Source organism: Thalassotalea sp. LPB0316 (genome assembly GCF_014898095.1).
Lineage (GTDB): Bacteria > Pseudomonadota > Gammaproteobacteria > Enterobacterales > Alteromonadaceae > Thalassotalea_G.
On the sequence record NZ_CP062946.1, the window covers coordinates 867,331 to 885,425 of the forward strand.

An 18,095-nucleotide genomic window follows, 5' to 3' on the forward strand; every position below is an offset into this window, starting at 1 on the left:
TTCCTCGTGAAAGAATTGTCAATATTATATCTAATTTTTTGATCCCGCGGATAAATAACCTGAAATTTAGTAGGTTTTTTTACAGCTTGTTATTACACCGTGGCAAGAATCGTGTAAAATATGCCTAATTTTTACAGTTATACGAAGGTTAATTGAAATTAACCACCTATAAAAAAAGAGAGTGATCAATGAAAAAAGTAATCTTTTCTCTAGTGTTGGGTGTTGGAATGTTAGCTTCTGCAAATGCATCAGCTGGCGACGCTCAAGCTGGTAAAGCTAAGGCTGCAACTTGTGCAGCGTGTCATGGTGCAAACGGCATCGGTACTGCAGATATGTATCCAAACTTAGCTGGTCAGCACGCTGACTACATTGTTAAACAATTAAAAGCATTCAAAGATGGCTCTCGTAAAGATCCTTTAATGTCGCCAATGGCTGCTCCGTTATCAGACACAGATATGGCTGATTTAGGTGCTTACTTCGCGGCGATGGATAGCTCAGGTGAAACTGCGTCAGCTGATGCAGGTTCAACTACTGTAACTGCAGCTGCACCAGCTGCTGCGAAAATTGTTCCTAATGCTGCAGCAGGTAAGCACTTGTACGAGCAAGGTGCTGAGGCTCGCGGTATTACAGCGTGTATTGGCTGTCACGGTAAAGATGGTGATTCTTTAGTGTTAATCAATCCTAACCTATCTAATCAACACCCTGAGTATATCGAAAAGCAATTAAACCACTTTAAAGATGGTTCGCGTGAAAATGCAGCAATGAATCAAGTTTCGATGAACCTAACTGAGCAAGATATTGCTGATTTAGGTGCGTATTTTAAAGATCCAGCTGTTAAAGCCGTTGCTCAAGCAAGTGGTTCTAAGTCTGCGCCAGTGATTGTTTCTGGCGATGTTGCAAAAGGTAAGGCGCTATCAGGTACTTGTGTTGCATGTCATGGTGCAGATGGCAACTCGTTAGTTGCGATGTATCCGAAAATTGCTGGTCAGCACGAAGAGTACATTACCAATCAGTTAATGGACTTTAAATCAGGTGAGCGTGCCGACCCAATCATGGCAGGTATGGTTGCCTCATTATCTGAAGAAGACATGAAAAATTTAGCGTCTTACTATGCGTCACAAAAAATGTCTGAAGGTACAGGAACAGACAACGAAAAAGGCCGTAAGTTATACCTAAGCGGTGACGCAGCACGTGGTATTACAGCATGTACAGCTTGTCATGGTTATGATGGCGCAGGCATGGCTAAAGCTGGTTTCCCAAGCGTAGCTAACCAACACGTTGATTACTTAAAAGCACAGCTTACTAAGTTCCGTAGTCAAGACCGTGCAAATGATAGCAACAAGATGATGCGTAATATTGCGGTCCGCTTAAAAGACGAAGATATTGAAGCGTTAGCACAATACATGTCGTCTTTATAAAACGCGCATTACCCAAAAAAAAGCAGCTTAGGCTGCTTTTTTTGTCTCTGGCTTTTAGCAATTCGGTTTGCTATTTTGAATTTCCTTCATTTATTATTAAAGTATTCATACTGTTGTTAAGTAGCCATCTATGAGCCACGAAAAACTCGCATGCCCTCGATGTGACGCACTATATCCTGCAATTAAGCTTGCTGATAAACAAATAGCGTTGTGCCCACGCTGTGGCTGTAAAATGGCCGAGGCAAAAGCTGATTCGATTAATCGCACCCTAGCTATATCTCTTGCTGGCTTGCTGATGTTCATCCCCGGGATTTCTATGCCCATGGTCGGCGCAACGCTTGTTGGCCAGTATGCTGAAGTTTCACTTATTGATTGCTTGTTTGTGTTACTGCGAAGCGAATTTTTTATTGTCGCACTTGGTTTGTTTTTGTTTACCATCGCCATTCCATTGATTCGATTATTAACCGCGTTTTATATCTGCTTAGCGATAAAGCGCAATCGAGTTACCCATACCCATTTACAGTTTTTCCGCTCCTATCATTTTCTCGATAGTTGGGCGATGTTACATGTCTTCTTTTTAGGTATTAGTGTCGCTGTATACAAGTTAGCCGAATACGCCGACGTATCGTTAAATATAGGACTTGCGATGTTTATCGGTTTATTACTGTGTTCAATTCTTACGCATTTAACGTTAGACCACCACACTGTGTGGCAAAAATTAGAGCAGTCGCCGAATGTCTAATACGGTTCATAAACACGGGTTAGCACGCTGTCCGAGATGCCATAAACTTCAACCTCGACTTGAAAACTATATGCGTTGTAGCCGCTGTCATGGTTATTTTTATCAACGTCATCCACGCAGTTTACAGTATACATTGGCTTGGACAATTACCGCGCTAATCATGTTTATCCCTGCCAATTATTTTCCCATCATGATTTATTATGAGTTTGGCGTGCCAGACCCAATGACAATCTTAGAAGGTATCAACTCGTTAATTAACAACGATATGTTGCCCATTGCGTTTATTGTTTTTACCGCGAGCTTCTTTGTGCCATTAGCAAAATTGTTTGGCCTTTTGTTTTTGGTTTTGGCTACGTATCAAAAAGTTACATTTTCGCCAGTATATTCTGGCAAAATATACCGAATTGTTGACTCTTTAGGCCCTTGGTCTATGTTAGATGTGTTTGTCGTTGCGCTTTCAGGAGCTTTAGTTAAATTTGGTATTTTTACCGACGTTCAGCCTGCTTCTGGTGCGACATATTTTACCCTCATGGTAGTGTTTAGTATGTTTGCGGCGCACAGTTTCGATCCTCGCTTACTTTGGGACAAAAAGAATAATGACTGATCAATCTGCTACTGTGGTAAACCGTAATAGTATTTCTGCGATCTGGCTTGTACCATTTATTGCTTTTATTTTTGTTGGTTGGTTGTTAGTGAAGTCTGCCGCTAACCAAGGGGTATTTATTACCATTGAATTTGAAAGCGCTAACGGTATTGAGGTTGGTCGTACAGAGGTTAGGTACCGTGGTTTAACGGCAGGTAAGGTCACTAATATCACTGTTTCAGATAGTTTAAAAAGTGTTATTGTTGAAGTTGAAATGATAGGTTCAACCGCCGAAGCACTCACTGAAAATACGCAATTCTGGTTTGTCACCGCTGATGTTTCTCTTCAAGGGATCAAAGGGCTTGATACCTTGATTTCAGGTAGCTATATCAACATGAAACCTGATCTTACCGGTGAAGGTAAGGCTAAAAGAAAATTTATTGGCTTAACTGAGCAACCACCTTTAGATACGAGTACACCGGGTTTACATATAAAACTAGCTGCTGATACCTTGGGCTCCGTTGAGAAAAACTCGCCTGTAACCTTTAAGCAACTCACTGTTGGTTATGTCTCGGGCTATCGTTATGTTCAACAAACAAACCAAGTTGAGATTGACGTCTTTATTGAGCACGAATTTATGCATTTAGTTAATGCTTCCTCGCGCTTTTGGAATGCCAGTGGTGTTGACGTTTCAGGCTCGATTAGCGACGGAATAAAAGTCAGAACAGAGTCTTTAGCGTCGATAATTTCTGGCGGTATTGCGTTCGATCACGATAGTCAAAGCAAGAATATCTCGCCCGTAGAAAGTGGTCATAATTTTGTCTTACACCGAGATTTTGATACTGCCAAATTGGGCTATGAAATTGAGCTTAATTTTGCTTGGGATTCAGGTATTGAAAAGGGCGCTCCTATTGTATATCACGGCATGAGTATCGGTCGTGTCGATGAAATTACAGCGATTGATGCAACAAACCATATGCTGACCGCGAAAGCCAAAATGAATCCGCGGATAGCACCATTCTTAACCGATGAAAGCCAATTTTATGTCGTTACACCAAATATTGATTTAGGCGGTGAAACCAATGTAAGTAGTTTGATAAAAGGCGCTCACCTGAGTGTTGTATTGTCTGAAGATGGCGAACTGGCTAATGCTTATAATGTGCTAAGTAAAAAACCACCTTTGTCATATAAAGAGCCAGGCGTTCATCTAGTTTTAAAGGCTAAAGAGTTAAAGTCAGTCAATGTTGGCTCCGGTGTTTTTTACAAAGACCAAAAGGTAGGTAATGTTCAGTCGATAGCACCCAATGGCCACGATAGCTTTGAACTTGGCATTTTTATCGAGCCCGACTACGCTCAGTATGTCACGGAAGATAGTCGTTTTTGGCATGCTAGCGGCCTTAAAGTTTCTGCCGGACTCCAGGGGCTGTCAATTGAAACACCAGCGATTCAAGCATTACTCAAAGGCGGTATAGCTTTTGACCATGGCAAGTTAGAGGGTGAACAAACGCCTGAGAATGGCAGTGAATTTATGCTGTTCGATAATCGAAACATTGCTAAACAACGACTTGGTTTGACATTAGCGTTTGCACCCCAAATGAAGGATGTAAAGCCGGCAATGCGCGTTATTTATCAAGATGTCGAAATAGGCTCGGTTCATCATACCTCGACAGATGGTAAAGTGTCTTATGCCCAAGTTGGCTTGCTGCCCGAATATGAATTTTTACTGACAGAAAATAGCCAGTTTTTCGTGATTGAACCTGAAATTTCACTTTCGGGTATTACCGATACTACAGCGCTATTTGGCGGTGCTTATATCAGTTTATATGCCGGAGACGGGCAGGCTAAAAACCAGTTTGTTTTGAGCCAACAGCCTCCGAAAAAACCATTACACGCTGAAGGCTTGCAGTTAGTGTTAAAAGCCGAGCATGGCGGTGGTATTAATCGCAACAGTAAAATTAGTTATCGCGGCATTCAGGTCGGTCAAATTGACCATGTTGCATTGAGTGAAGACCCGAGTTTAGTGGATTTACATATTACCATTGATGAGGAATACCAAGGCTTAGTTAGTCCATTTACCCGTTTTTATAATGCCAGCGGTGTTAACGTTAGCGGTAATTTAAGTCAATTTAAAGTGCAAACAGAAACTTTAGATACGGTATTAAAGGGCGGTATTAGCTTTTACAACCCTGAAGTAACATTAACCGAGCCATTGCCTGTTGAAGAGGGCAGTAGCTTTGAGCTATTTGCCGATCAGCAATTAGCACAATCAGCGGGTAAGGCCATTTCGATTTATTTTAAAGACTTTGCAGATCTCAAGCCGAGCATGGATATTACCTATCGCGGCCAACAAGTCGGTCAAATCACTAAATTAGTCTTTGATAAAGAGGGCGTAGGTGCAACTGCCGTCGGCTTCTTGAACGAATTGGGCAAGGGCCTAGCGCTCGAAGGTAGTCAATTTTGGTTTGCAAGACCACGAGTTGGACTAGTGGGCAATAAAAACTTCGAAGCCATTATTAGTGGTGGTGCCATTGCTATGATGCCAGGCAGTGGCGAGCCGAAACAAAACTTCGTCGCTAAATCGTATGAGCCGGCGCTTAAATCAAAGCCCTATGGCTTAAATATCACACTAGCGACAAAATATTTAGCATCGGTTCGTGTGGGTAATCCGGTTTTATATCGTCAGGTCAAAGTGGGTGAGGTGATTGGTGTTGAATTAGCCGATACTGCTGATAGCGTGCTTATTTATGTCAATATTGCAGAGCGTTACGCGCCGTTAGTAACAGCTAATAGCCAGTTTTGGAATGCTAGTGGTATTGAGTTTGATGGCGGCTTATTTAGCGGCGTATCAGTTAAAGCCAGCTCGATTGAAACCTTAATGGCTGGCGGGATTTCATTTGCTACGCCAAGTGATGAGAGCTTAGATAGCGACGTAACAACAACCGTCTTTACCTTACACGAAGGGCCACAAGAAAAATGGCTAAATTGGCAACCTCAAATTAGCCTAGCGAAAGAGGACTAGGCTAGTCTAACCGCGTTATTGGCTGCGAATGATAAACTCGTCGTCCAACACTTGGTTGCTCAATAATGTTTGCAAGTTGTTAATAGTAGTACGTGCTATGGTATTTAAGGCTTCGGAGGTAAAAAAGCCTTGATGACCAGTGATCATAACATTGTTAAATGCAGTGAGTCGTTGGAAGACATCGTCTTGAATAATCTCTTCTGATAAGTCTTCGAAAAATAAACCGCTTTCAAGTTCGTATACATCGAGGCCAAGATAGCCAATTTGGCCGCTTTTTAATCCTTGAGTAACGGCTTTGGTGTCTATTAACGCGCCTCGGCTAGTATTAATAATCATGACGCCCTTTTTCATGTTATTAACCGCAGATTCATCAATAATGTGGTAGGTTGGAGGCAATAAAGGGCAGTGCAAACTGATAATATCTGATTGTTGGAACAACTCATTCAGATCGATGTATTTGGCACCCAATGCTATTGCTTCAGGGTTTTGTACGGGGTCCGAACAAATAATATGGCAACCAAATCCTTTTAAAATTTTTAACGTCGCTATACCGATATTTCCGGTGCCGATAAGGCCGACAGTTTTTTGGTAAAGGTTAAAGCCCATTAAACCGTCTAAAGCAAAATTCCCTTCTCGAATCCTGTTATAGGCTTTATGGAATTTGCGGCTTAAGGTTAACATTAAGCCTACAGTGTGTTCGGCAACGGCTTCGGGTGAATATTCTGGTACGCGGCAAATGGTAAAGCCAAGCTCATCAGCGGCTTTAATATCGACATTGTTGTAACCAGCACAACGAAGGGCAATAACCGTAATATTAAAGCTTTTAAGTTTCTCTAAAATGGTTCTGTTGGCTTCGTCATTAACGAAAATACAGATAGCGTCAAACCCTTGCGCTAAATGAACCGTTTCTTCAGAAAGTGCCGACTCGAAGAATGTAAACGCCAGCGGCGAACTCTCTATATGAGAGTCGGCAATTATACGATCATACTTTTTACTACTAAAAACAGCGACTTTATTCATTACACTTCACATCCCTGGCTAGTTTTAATGCTAATTTATCACAAGTATTATGAGAACCTGTTAGCTATTGTTAGCGAAATGTTGCACTCAAATGTTCAATATCTTCAACGCTTTTGCTCACCGCTTTACCATTTTCATGTACCGACATTGCAATATCTTTGTTTTGTTGAGAGATGTCGGCGATATTATTAACACGAACATTGAGATTGTGAGCGACACTTGCTTGTTCGTCCGTTGACGAAGAAACATCTTGTGCGACACTGCTTACTTGATCGACAAGTCTAATAACTTCGTCCATTGCTATGGTTGCTTGGGTTGATTCTTCATTACAAGCATCAACATTATCTTTGCTTTGCTGCATGGTTTTACTCCAGTGGCTGATCGTCGATTGGAGTTCGCGCACTGATACTTGAATTTGCTCGGTAGCAGATTGAGTACGACTAGCTAATGTTCTCACCTCATCAGCAACAACAGCAAAACCACGACCCTGTTCACCAGCTCGGGCAGCTTCAATGGCGGCATTTAAAGCGAGCAGGTTGGTTTGATCGGCAATACCTTCAATTTCAGCCATAATCGTGGCAATTTGGTCGGCATCGGTAACTAAAGACTCTGCAACTGTTGCTGCTTGATCAACTTCATCCGCTAAACCACTAATGGTTTTTTTGTTGTCATTAATACTGTCTTTCGTTGTTGAACAAATGCGTTGCACGTTACTAACGTTCTCAAACACTACATTTGAATGGTTGCTCACTTCGCTGATACTGTTACTCATTTGTTCAATAGCACACGCCAGTTCATTTAATTGGCTATTTTCTTCTACCAAGCCATTTAAACTTTGCTCTGCTGAGCTTGCTAGTTGATGCGATATACCAACTAAATTATGGCCGGCATCTTCGGCTCGCCCTAGTACGGTTCTAATTTTTGCAAACGATAACTTTTCAGGGTAGGAGAGTAATGCACGCAAGCCGTAACCGGAAAATAACCAGCGCGAGGGGCTGTCTACTTTGGCCTTTAGTTCTTGTACGTATTGCGGCAGACCAATTAATTCTTGATTAAAGGTTGCGAACAAACAAGCAGCAAATAGCACGGGCATAATCGCTGCTAGCAATGAGCCGCTAAAGGCATAAGTTAGACCAGAGAACACAAGTAGTGCGATAACGGATAATGCGTATTTTAGCGCGTAATTAAGGCTCAATTCATTAACGGACTTACCTGCATTTATCGCGTCATACAAGGCTTGGGCATCGCGTTTTTGTTGTTCGGTTGGGCAACAGCGCACTGATTGATAACCAATGATTTCACTGCCCTCGTAAAGTGGTGTTACGTAGGCATCAACCCAGTAATAATCACCACTTTTACAGCGATTTTTTACCAACCCGCGCCAAGAGTCGCCGCGCTTTAGTTTTGTCCATAAGTCGGCAAAGGCAGCTTTTGGCATATCTGGATGACGCAAGATATTGTGTGGTTGACCAACGAGCTCCTCAGCTTGGTAGCCAGCAACACGACAAAAAACCTCATTAGCGTAGGTGATTGTGCCGTAGACATCAGTGGTTGAAACGAGTTGTTCATGTTGGGAAAAGACTACTTCGGTATTGGTCGTTTTAGTCATCAATTTTTGCCTTCGGTATTCGCGGAATAAGGGGAAGCCCCTTCGAGTATAGTCATAAATCGGTAAAGAATATCGTTAAATCAATTGTTAGTCACTTTTTTTGCTCAAGATAATAATCGTTTAATTCTTTATGTAAACAAAGAGTTAATTTGTGGTTTTTGAACTACACTGAGCGACGAAAAGCGTAATTTCATCTCGATTTTATTCATTTTCTTAAGCGTAGCATTTAGTCTGATAATGACAAAAACTAAATAGGGTATAACATGATTAAAAGGATTCAGGTTTTACTATTAACCGGTGTTTTTTGTTTTGCGGTTCAGGCGCAAAACTCACGTTTATTAGTCAGTGATGACGCAACGACGACAAACCACACTACGGTTATTCAAGGTAATAAGGTGCGTTACAGCGCGACGGTAGGTACTCAACCTGTTTGGGATGAAGAAGGTAATACGACAGCTAGCCTTTTTTATACTTATTATCAGCGCACTGATATCAAAGACAGCGCTACGCGTCCGTTGCTTATTTCCTTTAATGGAGGGCCCGGCTCAGCGTCAGTTTGGATGCATATTGCCTATACGGGCCCGAAAGTACTCAATGTTGATGAGGAGGGCTATCCATTACAGCCTTATGGCGTGAAAACTAACCCTCATTCAGTATTAGATGTTGCTGACATTGTTTTTGTTAATCCTGTGAATACTGGATTCTCTCGAGTTTTAGCTGACAAAAATGGCAAAATGCCATCAAAAGAAGAGCAAAAGAAGGCTTTTTTTGGCGTTAATGCTGATGTTGAATATTTGGCGGAATGGATATCGACCTTTGTTAGCAGGTACGAACGTTGGCGATCACCTAAGTATTTGATTGGCGAAAGCTATGGGACAACACGTGTTTCTGGTTTGGCGTTAGAATTACAAAATCGTCAATGGATGTACCTAAACGGTGTTATTTTAGTGTCGCCAACAGATATCGGTATTGAGCGCAAGGGCCCAGTTAAAGCGGCTAATCGTTTACCGTATTTTGCCGCAACGGCTTGGTATCACAAGGCGTTATCAGAGCCTCTTCAATCAAAAGATTTATTCAGCTTATTAGACGAAGTTGAAGCGTTTACCATTAACCAATATTTACCGGCAATAGCCAAAGGTGGCTTCATTACTGAAGCTGAAAAGCAAGCTGTCGCTAAGCAGGTGGCGCTTTATTCAGGTTTATCAATTGATGAAGTTATGGGGTCAAACTTAACCATTGATACGGCATTTTTCTGGAAAGCGCTGTTAAGAGAGCGTCAGCAGACGGTTGGTCGTCTCGATTCGCGTTATTTGGGGATTGATAAGCAAAATGTCGGTGAGCGACCTGATTATTACGCCGAATTAACGTCATGGCTTCATAGTTTTACTCCGGCGATTAATTACTATTTACGCGATGAATTAGGTTATAAAACCGATGTTAAATACAACATGTTTGGTCCCGTTAGACCTTGGGATCGCAGCAACGATAAAACAGGTGAAAATTTGCGCCAAGCCATGGCACAAAACCCGTTTTTAAATGTCATGATCCAAGCGGGTTATTACGATGGCGCGACCAACTACTTTGATGCTAAGTACACCATGTGGCAATTAGATCCTAGCGGTAAAATGGCCGACCGTTTATCGTTTAAAGGCTATGAAAGTGGTCATATGATGTATTTACGCGCGCCCGATCTAGACGCGGCGAATCAAGATATTCGCGAGTTTATTAAAGCGAGCCTGCCTGCAAAAAATCAACCCGCTAAGTACTAAAGATAAAGCTAAAATGTTTGAAGGTGGCAAGGTGGGAAGTTATCTGCCTTACCGCCTTCAAGCATTGCTGTCTAATTCCCTTTCTCTCGCCAGTGGATCACGCGATCATTACCTCTATAGCGGCCAAAACTGGCAATCCCTTCAGGGTTTTCATCAAGATCGCCACTTGTGGTCCAAGTGTATTTTAGCCATTCTGGGGCATCGTAAATCACGATAACCTCACCTGCTTGATTTGATGCGGTTAATACTACCGTGTCATTTTTACCTGAGGCTATACTGCCGCTCGTACCTGAGACTGAACTGCTACCTAAGCTAGTTGCACTGACGTTTGCGAGGTTAATTGCCGAGCAGTGATCTTGGGCATTGGTAATGAAATTGCCATCGCGTAAATATTGCGTTTGGATTGATTGGCGAATATCTGCGGTTTCCGGACCATAGCTATTGTCTACCATCATGCGGCCAAAGCGCATTTCTATACCCGCTGGTGAAACACTTTGCATTGCCGTTGCACTAATGCCGTCACTATCAATGACACTGTTGACCACTAAATCAAATGAAGCAGTAAAGGGCTCTACTTGGCTAAAGGCCGTGCGCAGATAGTAGAAGTTATCTAACGGTGACAATTGATAATCAACACTGCCTTGGCCGACATTAATTTGGACTATCTGACCATGGTGTATTGTGCCTGTCATAGCGAGTAAATTGTTATCTGTGCCAAGCGAAGTTGAATCCGCTGTTGGCGGTAAGACTTCAATGCTGTCATCTTGTAACTTAACAAAGTCACCTAAATAGTTGGTAGTCACTGCACCTTGTTGGTTGTAAGCGGTAATCTCAAGCTGCGGTATGGTGTTGTATCGCAAGCTACCTACTGCGTTGTCTGAGGCATCTTTTTGGCCTATGTAAGCAAAGGACTGATCTAAGTTACACGTGCTGATAATACTTGCGTTGTGGTTATTGTGTAATGAGCCCGTTAATTCAGAAACTGCTCCGCCCGCATCAACAATAGAGGCAATGGTTTGAATGTAATATGCCGGCGTAAATCGGCCGATAGTTATCGCTTGAGCATCGATAACTAAGCCATCGCCGTAATTGGCATCTTGTAAATCGACTTCAATGACGCCTACTTCACTGAAACTAGCATTGTTGTAGCTAGATGTGCCATTGTTAAAGCTAGCTAAGGTAACCTGGTTAAAACTCGGTGTTGTACTTGAGGTAAGTGACTGTGAATCAGCAAAAATAAAATCGCCATCGACAGTACCCGTATCAAGTGGAGCAATGCGGGCCACTGACATGTTTATGTCACCTGGCTGATAGTTCACGGTGGTATCACCTAAGGTATTCAGCGCGCTAACCTCAAAGGTGAAACCTGTCCCTGCTGGCTGATGAGCAGCCGCGTCAGCATTGCTGCCATCGAGGTCACCTTGGGTGTTGTTAGCCTTTAACACCAGTGATGCAGGGGCAACCCAAAATGGATTACTGCTACCACTAATTGAAATTTCACCATCATCATAGGCTGCGTGTACCCTAATTTGACCTGCGTCGAGGTAATTCAAGGCAATAGTTGCGATACTTTGCGAACCAAAGTTAACCCCGATATTTGCTGAATAATCGGGTAGGGCTGGTATGGTTGTATTGTCGAGCAGTAGGGCAAGGCCCTCGGTTGTCGGTGAGGCGAGTTGCTTGGCAAATTTAATATCAACATTACCGGTAAATAACCCCTCACAAACGCCGTTGTTATCTTCAACGGCCTGTATTCTTAAATCGAAGGCTTGCCCCGCAATTTGACTCACTAAGTTAGTATCACCTGTGGCACTTAAAAACCTAAATCCAGCGTTCTTAAACTCAATCTGACAACTGTTATTGAAGCCATTTGTGCATCGCGTTGCTTCGGTTGCTGGGATTGATTCATTGGCAAGCCCTAAGGTGAGTACTTCTGCACTGGTGTGATTGAAACTTACCGTGGTTGAGCCGGTAAAGGTTGTTGATGCTTTGACTTGGTTGTTACCCAGTAAATCTAAGCTGACACTTTGATCGCTTAACTCAGTGCAGTTTTCATCCATACACGCTTTAATTGTCGCTATTTCGGCAGCACATGTTAGGCCAGTAGGGTTGTGCTCAATTAAGTAGTGGTTTGGCTCTGATTTAATATCACATGGGCGGAATGTGTTGATATCTTGATTGATTGCAGCACTATCTTGCACTGAAAAATACAGGCGAACTTCATCTAAATCACCATTGAAATTGCGGCTTGTATCAATCGCGTTACCGTCAAACTCGGCGGCCAAGAAAATATCTTGGTCAATATCAGTCAGCGATACAAGCGCATTAGCACTGTTATTGAGGCCGCCATTTAAGTAAAGTTTTTGCTCGTCTGCGCCAAACGTAACGGCGATATGTGACCATTTATTAATGATTAAAGGTGTGGTTGACGTGAGTACTTGATCGCCATAGTGCCATTCAACATAGCCATTGGCATTGAGGTAAATACCTAGGCCGTTACCTTTGGTTAATAATGCTTGTAAGCCACCATTAAATGCGTTGGCTTTAGCCCACAATGAGATGGTTAGTTCAGGTATTTGACTGACTTGTGCGGTATTTTCGGCACGACTGTAATTACTGCCATCGTATTCAGTGTAGTAACAGGTGCTTGTGGCACTGGCAACAGGGCCATCTTTGGCGCGGTTGGTATTACTAAAAGTTGGGTTATTAACGGGTGTTAAGGCTACCCCTTGGCCTGAGCTGTCAAGCCAGTCTTGTTCAAAATACCACAATGAGAGTACGTCTTGACCGACAAAGAAGTCGTCAACTGAAAAATAACGTTGGCCACTCGTGCTATGCCAGTATTGGCGGAATCTAAAGCGAACGTTGTCGCCTTTATACTGGTTTAAGTTGTAAACAAATTGCTGGTAATCGGTGGTGTTATCGTCGTTGTCAAAGCGCTTGAGTACTCGCCAGTTTCTTTCACCTTGGCGCTGGACCTGAAGATCAACATATCCGCTAAAAGTTGAGGCGTTATAGTAAAAGCTCACTTTAGGGTCGTTGGCTGAATCTGGGATCGGGACAAAACCGCGCATCGTTGCATAATGGTTGCGGAAATAGCGCTGATTGTCATCATTGGGGTTTGAATCTAGGAACCAGTTACCTGAATAAGCACCACTAGTTACCTCATCCTGATTTGACAAACCCCAGTTACCTTCGTCATTCCAGTGATCTCGACCGCTCGTTGAGGCTGTAGATGTGGCCGATTCAAAGTCATTAAAATACGGATAGCTGTATAGCGTATTTTCAAAATTACCAATGCGGACGTTATCAACAGTGAACAAGCGAGGACCAGAAGCACTGTTCCAATATTGTCTGAAGCGAATAAAGACTTCATCACCTTTATAAGCATCTAAGTTAATTTCTGCTTTGGTGTAATTACCGTGGCTAAGCTGAGGTATATAAGTTTGTAGATTGTGCCAAACGGGCTCATTACGTCTTTTTATCTGGACATAGATTCGGCCTGAATAAATATTGGCCTTGTACCAAAAGGTCAGGGTCGGCAAGGTCGCATTACTCGGGATCGGCACGTAACCGGCGAGCGTAATATAATGGTTGCGATGGTAGCGTTGATCTTCTAACCCAGGGTTATTATCAATAAACCAGTCGCCTTCATAAGGCAGATAGTCGGTATCGTGCGCTTGAGAAATTCCCCAGTCGTGTTCACTGATAAATTCTGCACGGCTTAATGGTGTTTCTAAATCATTAAAATATGGGTAACCAAGTGAGCTTTGCATATTATCGCCGATGCGAAAATCATCAACGCTAAACACTCGACCACCGTTGGCTGAGTTCCAGTATTGGCGGAAACGCACTCTTATCGATTGACCTTTGTAGTTGTCTAACGGGTATGCATATCGGGCATAAGTTGGGTGAGTATATTGGTCGTTAAAAGTCGTTAGATTAATCCAATTGTTGGAGCCTTCAACTTGTAACTGAACATAAGTTTGACCACTAAAAATATCGGCGCGATACCAAAAGCTCAATTCTGGGCTCTGGGCATCGAGTGGAATTGGCACAAAACCATTCATATCAACATAGTGGTTGCGGTGATAACGCTGATCTTCGTTGTCGGCGTTATTGTCGAGAAAATAGTTACCACTTCTCGGATAATATTTGTCGTCATGTGCTTGTGAAATATTCCAATCACCTTGGTGATTCCAATGGTCTTGGCCATTAACTTCATCGGTAGAAATTAATGTTTCAAAGTCATTTTCGTAAGGGTAGTTATAGGTATCGCGGCTAAGCTCGGCAACTTTGAAATCATCAATGGTAAATACGCGCGGGCCATTGCCACTATGCCAGTATTGTCTGAACCGAAAGCGGACATTTTTGCCTTTGTAATTATTCAAAGCATACTCATGACGAGCGTAAGTTTTATGGTTGAGTTGCTCGGTAAAGGTGGTTAACGTTTGCCAGTTATTTGAGCCTTGCTCTTGGATTTGAACATAGGTTTGGCCAGAAAAAATATCAGCTTTGTAATAAAAGCTCAGTGTTGGCGCTTGTGAATCACTAGGAATAGGAATAAAGCCCTGTAAATCAATGTAGTGATTGCGGTGATAGCGCTGATCAACAAACTGCGCATTGTTGTCGATAAAGCTTAAGCCGCTGTAGGGGATATATTCAATATCATGGGCTTGTGAAATTCCCCAATCGGCAGCGTCATTCCACTGGTCTTGGCCATTGACCTCATCGGTTGAAACAGGCGTTTCAAAGTCATTAAAGTAGGGGTATTTGAGTGTTGGTAACAGACTTTCACCCACGTAAAAATTATCGACACTAAATACTCGTCGGCCATTGGTACTATGCCAGTATTGACTGAAGCGAAAGCGAACACTTTGCCCTTTAAAACTGGTTAAATCGATTTCATGATTAACATAATCTTCATGGCTTAGTTGGTCGGTAAACCGGAATAAGTGTTGCCAACTATTACTACCAGCAACTTGAATTTGGACGTCAACTTGACCAGAAAATATGGTTGGGTTGTACCAGAAGCTTAATAGCGGGGCACTAGCATCGGCTGGAATAGGAATAAAGCCCTTGAGTCGAGAATAGTGATAACGATGAAAGCGTTGGTCTTCGTTTTTACTGTTGTTATCAAGGAAGTAATCACCCTGATAAGGGATGTAAATATCGTCATGTGCTTGACTGATATCCCAGTCACCCTCATTGACCCAATGATCTCTACCATTAACGTTTGGTGTTGATGTTTGGCTTTCAAAGTCATTAAAGTAGGGGAAACTATACGTTTCTACTGGCACCTCACCAACATAAAAATTATCAATACTAAAGACACGCGGCCCTGTGGTGGCATTGTGGTATTGCCTAAATCTAAAGCGCACTTTTTTACCGGCAAACTGACTTAACGCATATTGAAAGTTGGTATAGGTATCGTGATTTTCTTGATCTGTGAAGGTCTTTAAATTTTGCCAATTGGCTTGACCAAACTCCTGTACTTGAAAGAACACGTAGTCATTAAATAATTTAGCGCGGTAGTCAAAACTGGCAATGACATTACTCACATCGGCGGGGAGTGTGATATATCCTGCCATAGTGACATATTGATCGCGATGATTACGCTGATCGAGATTGCGAGCGTTGTTATCTAAGAAATAGCTTCCTTGTGCCGGGTAATAATCATCGTGCGCGGTATTTATGCCCCAATCGGCTTCATCGGCAAAATGATTCCGTTCTGTCAGCGCTTCAAAGGTATTTAAATAAGGATAACCTAGATCAGGTAAATCGAGATCGCCAATGGTTAAATCATCAATGAGAAACAGCCTTGGCCCAGGTGCACCATGCATATATTGGCGAAAGCGAACTTGTACATTTTGCCCTTTATAAGCGTCTAAACTGATTTCGTGATAAGTGTAAGTATCGTGATAGTACTCTTCGGTTATGCGCCTTAACGATTGCCAAGTTGTCCCGTCTGTCGAAACTTGCAGGTATATGTCGCCATTGTATAGCTTAGACTTATAGGCGAAGCGCAGGGTTGGGTTAATAGCCGATGACGGAATGGGCACAGGTTTGTTTAATGTTGCGTAAACATTGCGATAATATCGCTGGTCGACTTCATTCGGGTTATTATCTAAAAACTGGACTGGCGAGTTAGCAACGCGATCGCCTGTCGTATTGTTACTGATCGCCCATTCACCCTCTAATGTCCATTCCGTGTTGCTAGTCTCAAAATCTGTTTTGTAGGGGTAGGTTAATCCGTCTTTATCACACAAGGTACTGAAATCGGCTGCTTGAATAGCATTGGCATCAAAAATAACACCACCATTACCCGAGCCAGAACTAGCCGTTATTGATCCTTTAAGGATGGAACCGCCGCCACTTTGACTGATGGCACCTTCAACATAAATAATCGCATTAATTTCGGTACTCCCACCAGATAAGGCTAGGGCGCCAGCTATGTATATAATAACGTCTTCTGGTTTGCCAAATCGGTTGATTTTAATATTTTGCCAACTGACCGAACTGCGAATATATATACGGCTGGTTGTTTCGGTACCGGTGGCAGGGCCAATTTTTATCTCGCCCTTGTTACCTATCGGGCTATTGAGATAAAAATTGTCGCCACGTGGCACGGTTGTGCCATTAGTAAGTGGGGTTATTGAGTTATTAGGGGGATATTATCAAATGGTTCAGCCGTGCTACCTAAGATATTGAAGCCAGCAGGAAATACTTTGCTACAGGTTGCCGCGAGCGCTGGATTACAAAGCAATAACAGGATAAAACTGATGATTAGTCGTAAGTTCACTACAAATTCCTATTTTGCATTGGCTAACCAATTAAAATATAAAGTATAAATGATATAGGTAGAATTGTTAATTTACAGCAAAAATCGGTTAAATTATAGCGCTGTCTAACGTCACTTAAAAAGGCTAGGGTAAATGAATAAACACATCTCAACTTATGTGCTAGCGTTTAGTATTTTTTGCTTAGCCGGCGCGATCATTTATTTTACGGTAACGTTAACCCATGTTAACAACGCATTGCCACGGCTAATCGAGCAAGTTGATGAAACCGCGCTGCGGGTAACGCCATTGATTGACGAGGTTGCTGATATAAAAGCGCTAGTACCAAGTATTGTTCATGAAGTTGAACAGGTCAGATTAATGGTGCCTGATGTGCTAACTCAGGCTGAAAAGATAGAAACGCTTACCCCTTCGGTCTTAGCTGAAGTTGCCGCCGTTCGAGTCAGCATTGCGCAAATAACCGAAGAGGTTGCCCAAGTTAGAGCGCTAATGCCTGATGTGCTAACTCGAGTTGATGATGTTAATCGACAAGTACCTACTATTACCCGAACGGTTGATGGTTTTACCCAAGAGCTTGGCGCGACAAATAACCACATTCCCGCTATTTTGACTGAGATTGAGACCACCCGTACGAGTATTCCGCCTATTTTGAGCCGTGCTGAGGCGATGGTTGCTGAATTAGGTACCGTTGGAAAAACTAGTGGTGAAGAGGCCGTTTATGGTGTTGTCAGTGGCATTATTAAAGCGCCTTTAAAAGTCGTTGAAGGGCTCGGTAAAGCACTAACACTGCCGTTTGAGCAAAGTGAGAGCTGGATTCAACCAAGTGATAAAGCCTTGATGAGAACACTGATTGAGCAGTTTCTATCGCAAAATAATGACAAAATGTTAGTGGCAACCAATCCGGAGACCAAAAATGTTAGCAGGGTTTCTCTTGATGAAGACAAAAAGCTTCAAGGTAAGACCTGCAAAGTGCTCCAACTCGAGGTTGACTCGGTGAAGGGGCAGCATGTCGAGCACAAGATGACCTTGTGTCTATCACAGAATAATACGTGGCAGGTTGTCAATTAGTGTTTTTCGCACAATGCGAAGCAAATTGCCAATCACGCAGATAAACGGCTAATGATTCAGATGTTGT

Annotated in this window: 9 protein-coding genes; 6 read left to right on the forward strand and 3 right to left on the reverse strand. The window is 42.6% G+C overall.

The features are described from left to right. Positions 1 to 188: 188 nt before the first annotated feature. From LP316_RS15975 to LP316_RS03885, 4 genes are all read left to right on the forward strand, one after another. Positions 189 to 1,418: a c-type cytochrome gene (locus tag LP316_RS15975; protein ID WP_226960796.1), complete on the forward strand. Its 1,230-nt coding sequence runs from the start codon at positions 189 to 191 to the stop codon at positions 1,416 to 1,418. Between the two features lie 130 nt (positions 1,419 to 1,548). After that, complete coding sequence (locus LP316_RS03875) at positions 1,549 to 2,160, forward strand: paraquat-inducible protein A (protein WP_193022770.1); 612 nt, start codon at positions 1,549 to 1,551, stop codon at positions 2,158 to 2,160. Between the two features lie 70 nt (positions 2,161 to 2,230). Next, the gene (locus LP316_RS03880) at positions 2,231 to 2,764 is read left to right on the forward strand and encodes a paraquat-inducible protein A (protein ID WP_193022771.1); all 534 of its coding nucleotides are present in this window, start codon (positions 2,231 to 2,233) and stop codon (positions 2,762 to 2,764) included. After that, the gene (locus LP316_RS03885; RefSeq protein WP_193022772.1) at positions 2,757 to 5,762 is read left to right on the forward strand and encodes a PqiB family protein; all 3,006 of its coding nucleotides are present in this window, start codon (positions 2,757 to 2,759) and stop codon (positions 5,760 to 5,762) included. Before LP316_RS03880 ends, LP316_RS03885 begins: the two co-directional genes overlap by 8 nt. A 15-nt stretch (positions 5,763 to 5,777) precedes the next feature. On the opposite strand, the gene LP316_RS03890 is transcribed toward LP316_RS03885, so the two are convergent. Together LP316_RS03890 and LP316_RS03895 are read right to left on the reverse strand one after the other, a co-directional pair. After that, the gene (locus LP316_RS03890; RefSeq protein ID WP_193022773.1) at positions 5,778 to 6,782 is read right to left on the reverse strand and encodes a 2-hydroxyacid dehydrogenase; all 1,005 of its coding nucleotides are present in this window, start codon (positions 6,780 to 6,782) and stop codon (positions 5,778 to 5,780) included. 70 nt (positions 6,783 to 6,852) lie between these two features. Then, positions 6,853 to 8,391, reverse strand: a complete 1,539-nt coding sequence (locus LP316_RS03895; RefSeq protein ID WP_193022774.1) for a methyl-accepting chemotaxis protein — start codon at positions 8,389 to 8,391, stop codon at positions 6,853 to 6,855. 263 nt (positions 8,392 to 8,654) lie between these two features. Here LP316_RS03895 and LP316_RS03900 point away from each other — a divergent pair, with 263 nt between their 5' ends. Beyond that, positions 8,655 to 10,160: a S10 family peptidase gene (locus tag LP316_RS03900; protein ID WP_193022775.1), complete on the forward strand. Its 1,506-nt coding sequence runs from the start codon at positions 8,655 to 8,657 to the stop codon at positions 10,158 to 10,160. Positions 10,161 to 10,231: 71 nt separating this feature from the next. On the opposite strand, the gene LP316_RS03905 is transcribed toward LP316_RS03900, so the two are convergent. Beyond that, on the reverse strand, positions 10,232 to 16,789 hold the full coding sequence (locus LP316_RS03905) for a LamG domain-containing protein (RefSeq protein ID WP_193022776.1): 6,558 nt from the start codon (positions 16,787 to 16,789) through the stop codon (positions 10,232 to 10,234). A gap of 306 nt (positions 16,790 to 17,095) precedes the next feature. Between LP316_RS03905 and LP316_RS03910 the strand changes: the two genes are divergently transcribed. Beyond that, the gene (locus tag LP316_RS03910; RefSeq protein WP_193022777.1) at positions 17,096 to 18,028 is read left to right on the forward strand and encodes a hypothetical protein; all 933 of its coding nucleotides are present in this window, start codon (positions 17,096 to 17,098) and stop codon (positions 18,026 to 18,028) included. The last annotated feature ends 67 nt before the right edge of the window (positions 18,029 to 18,095 follow it).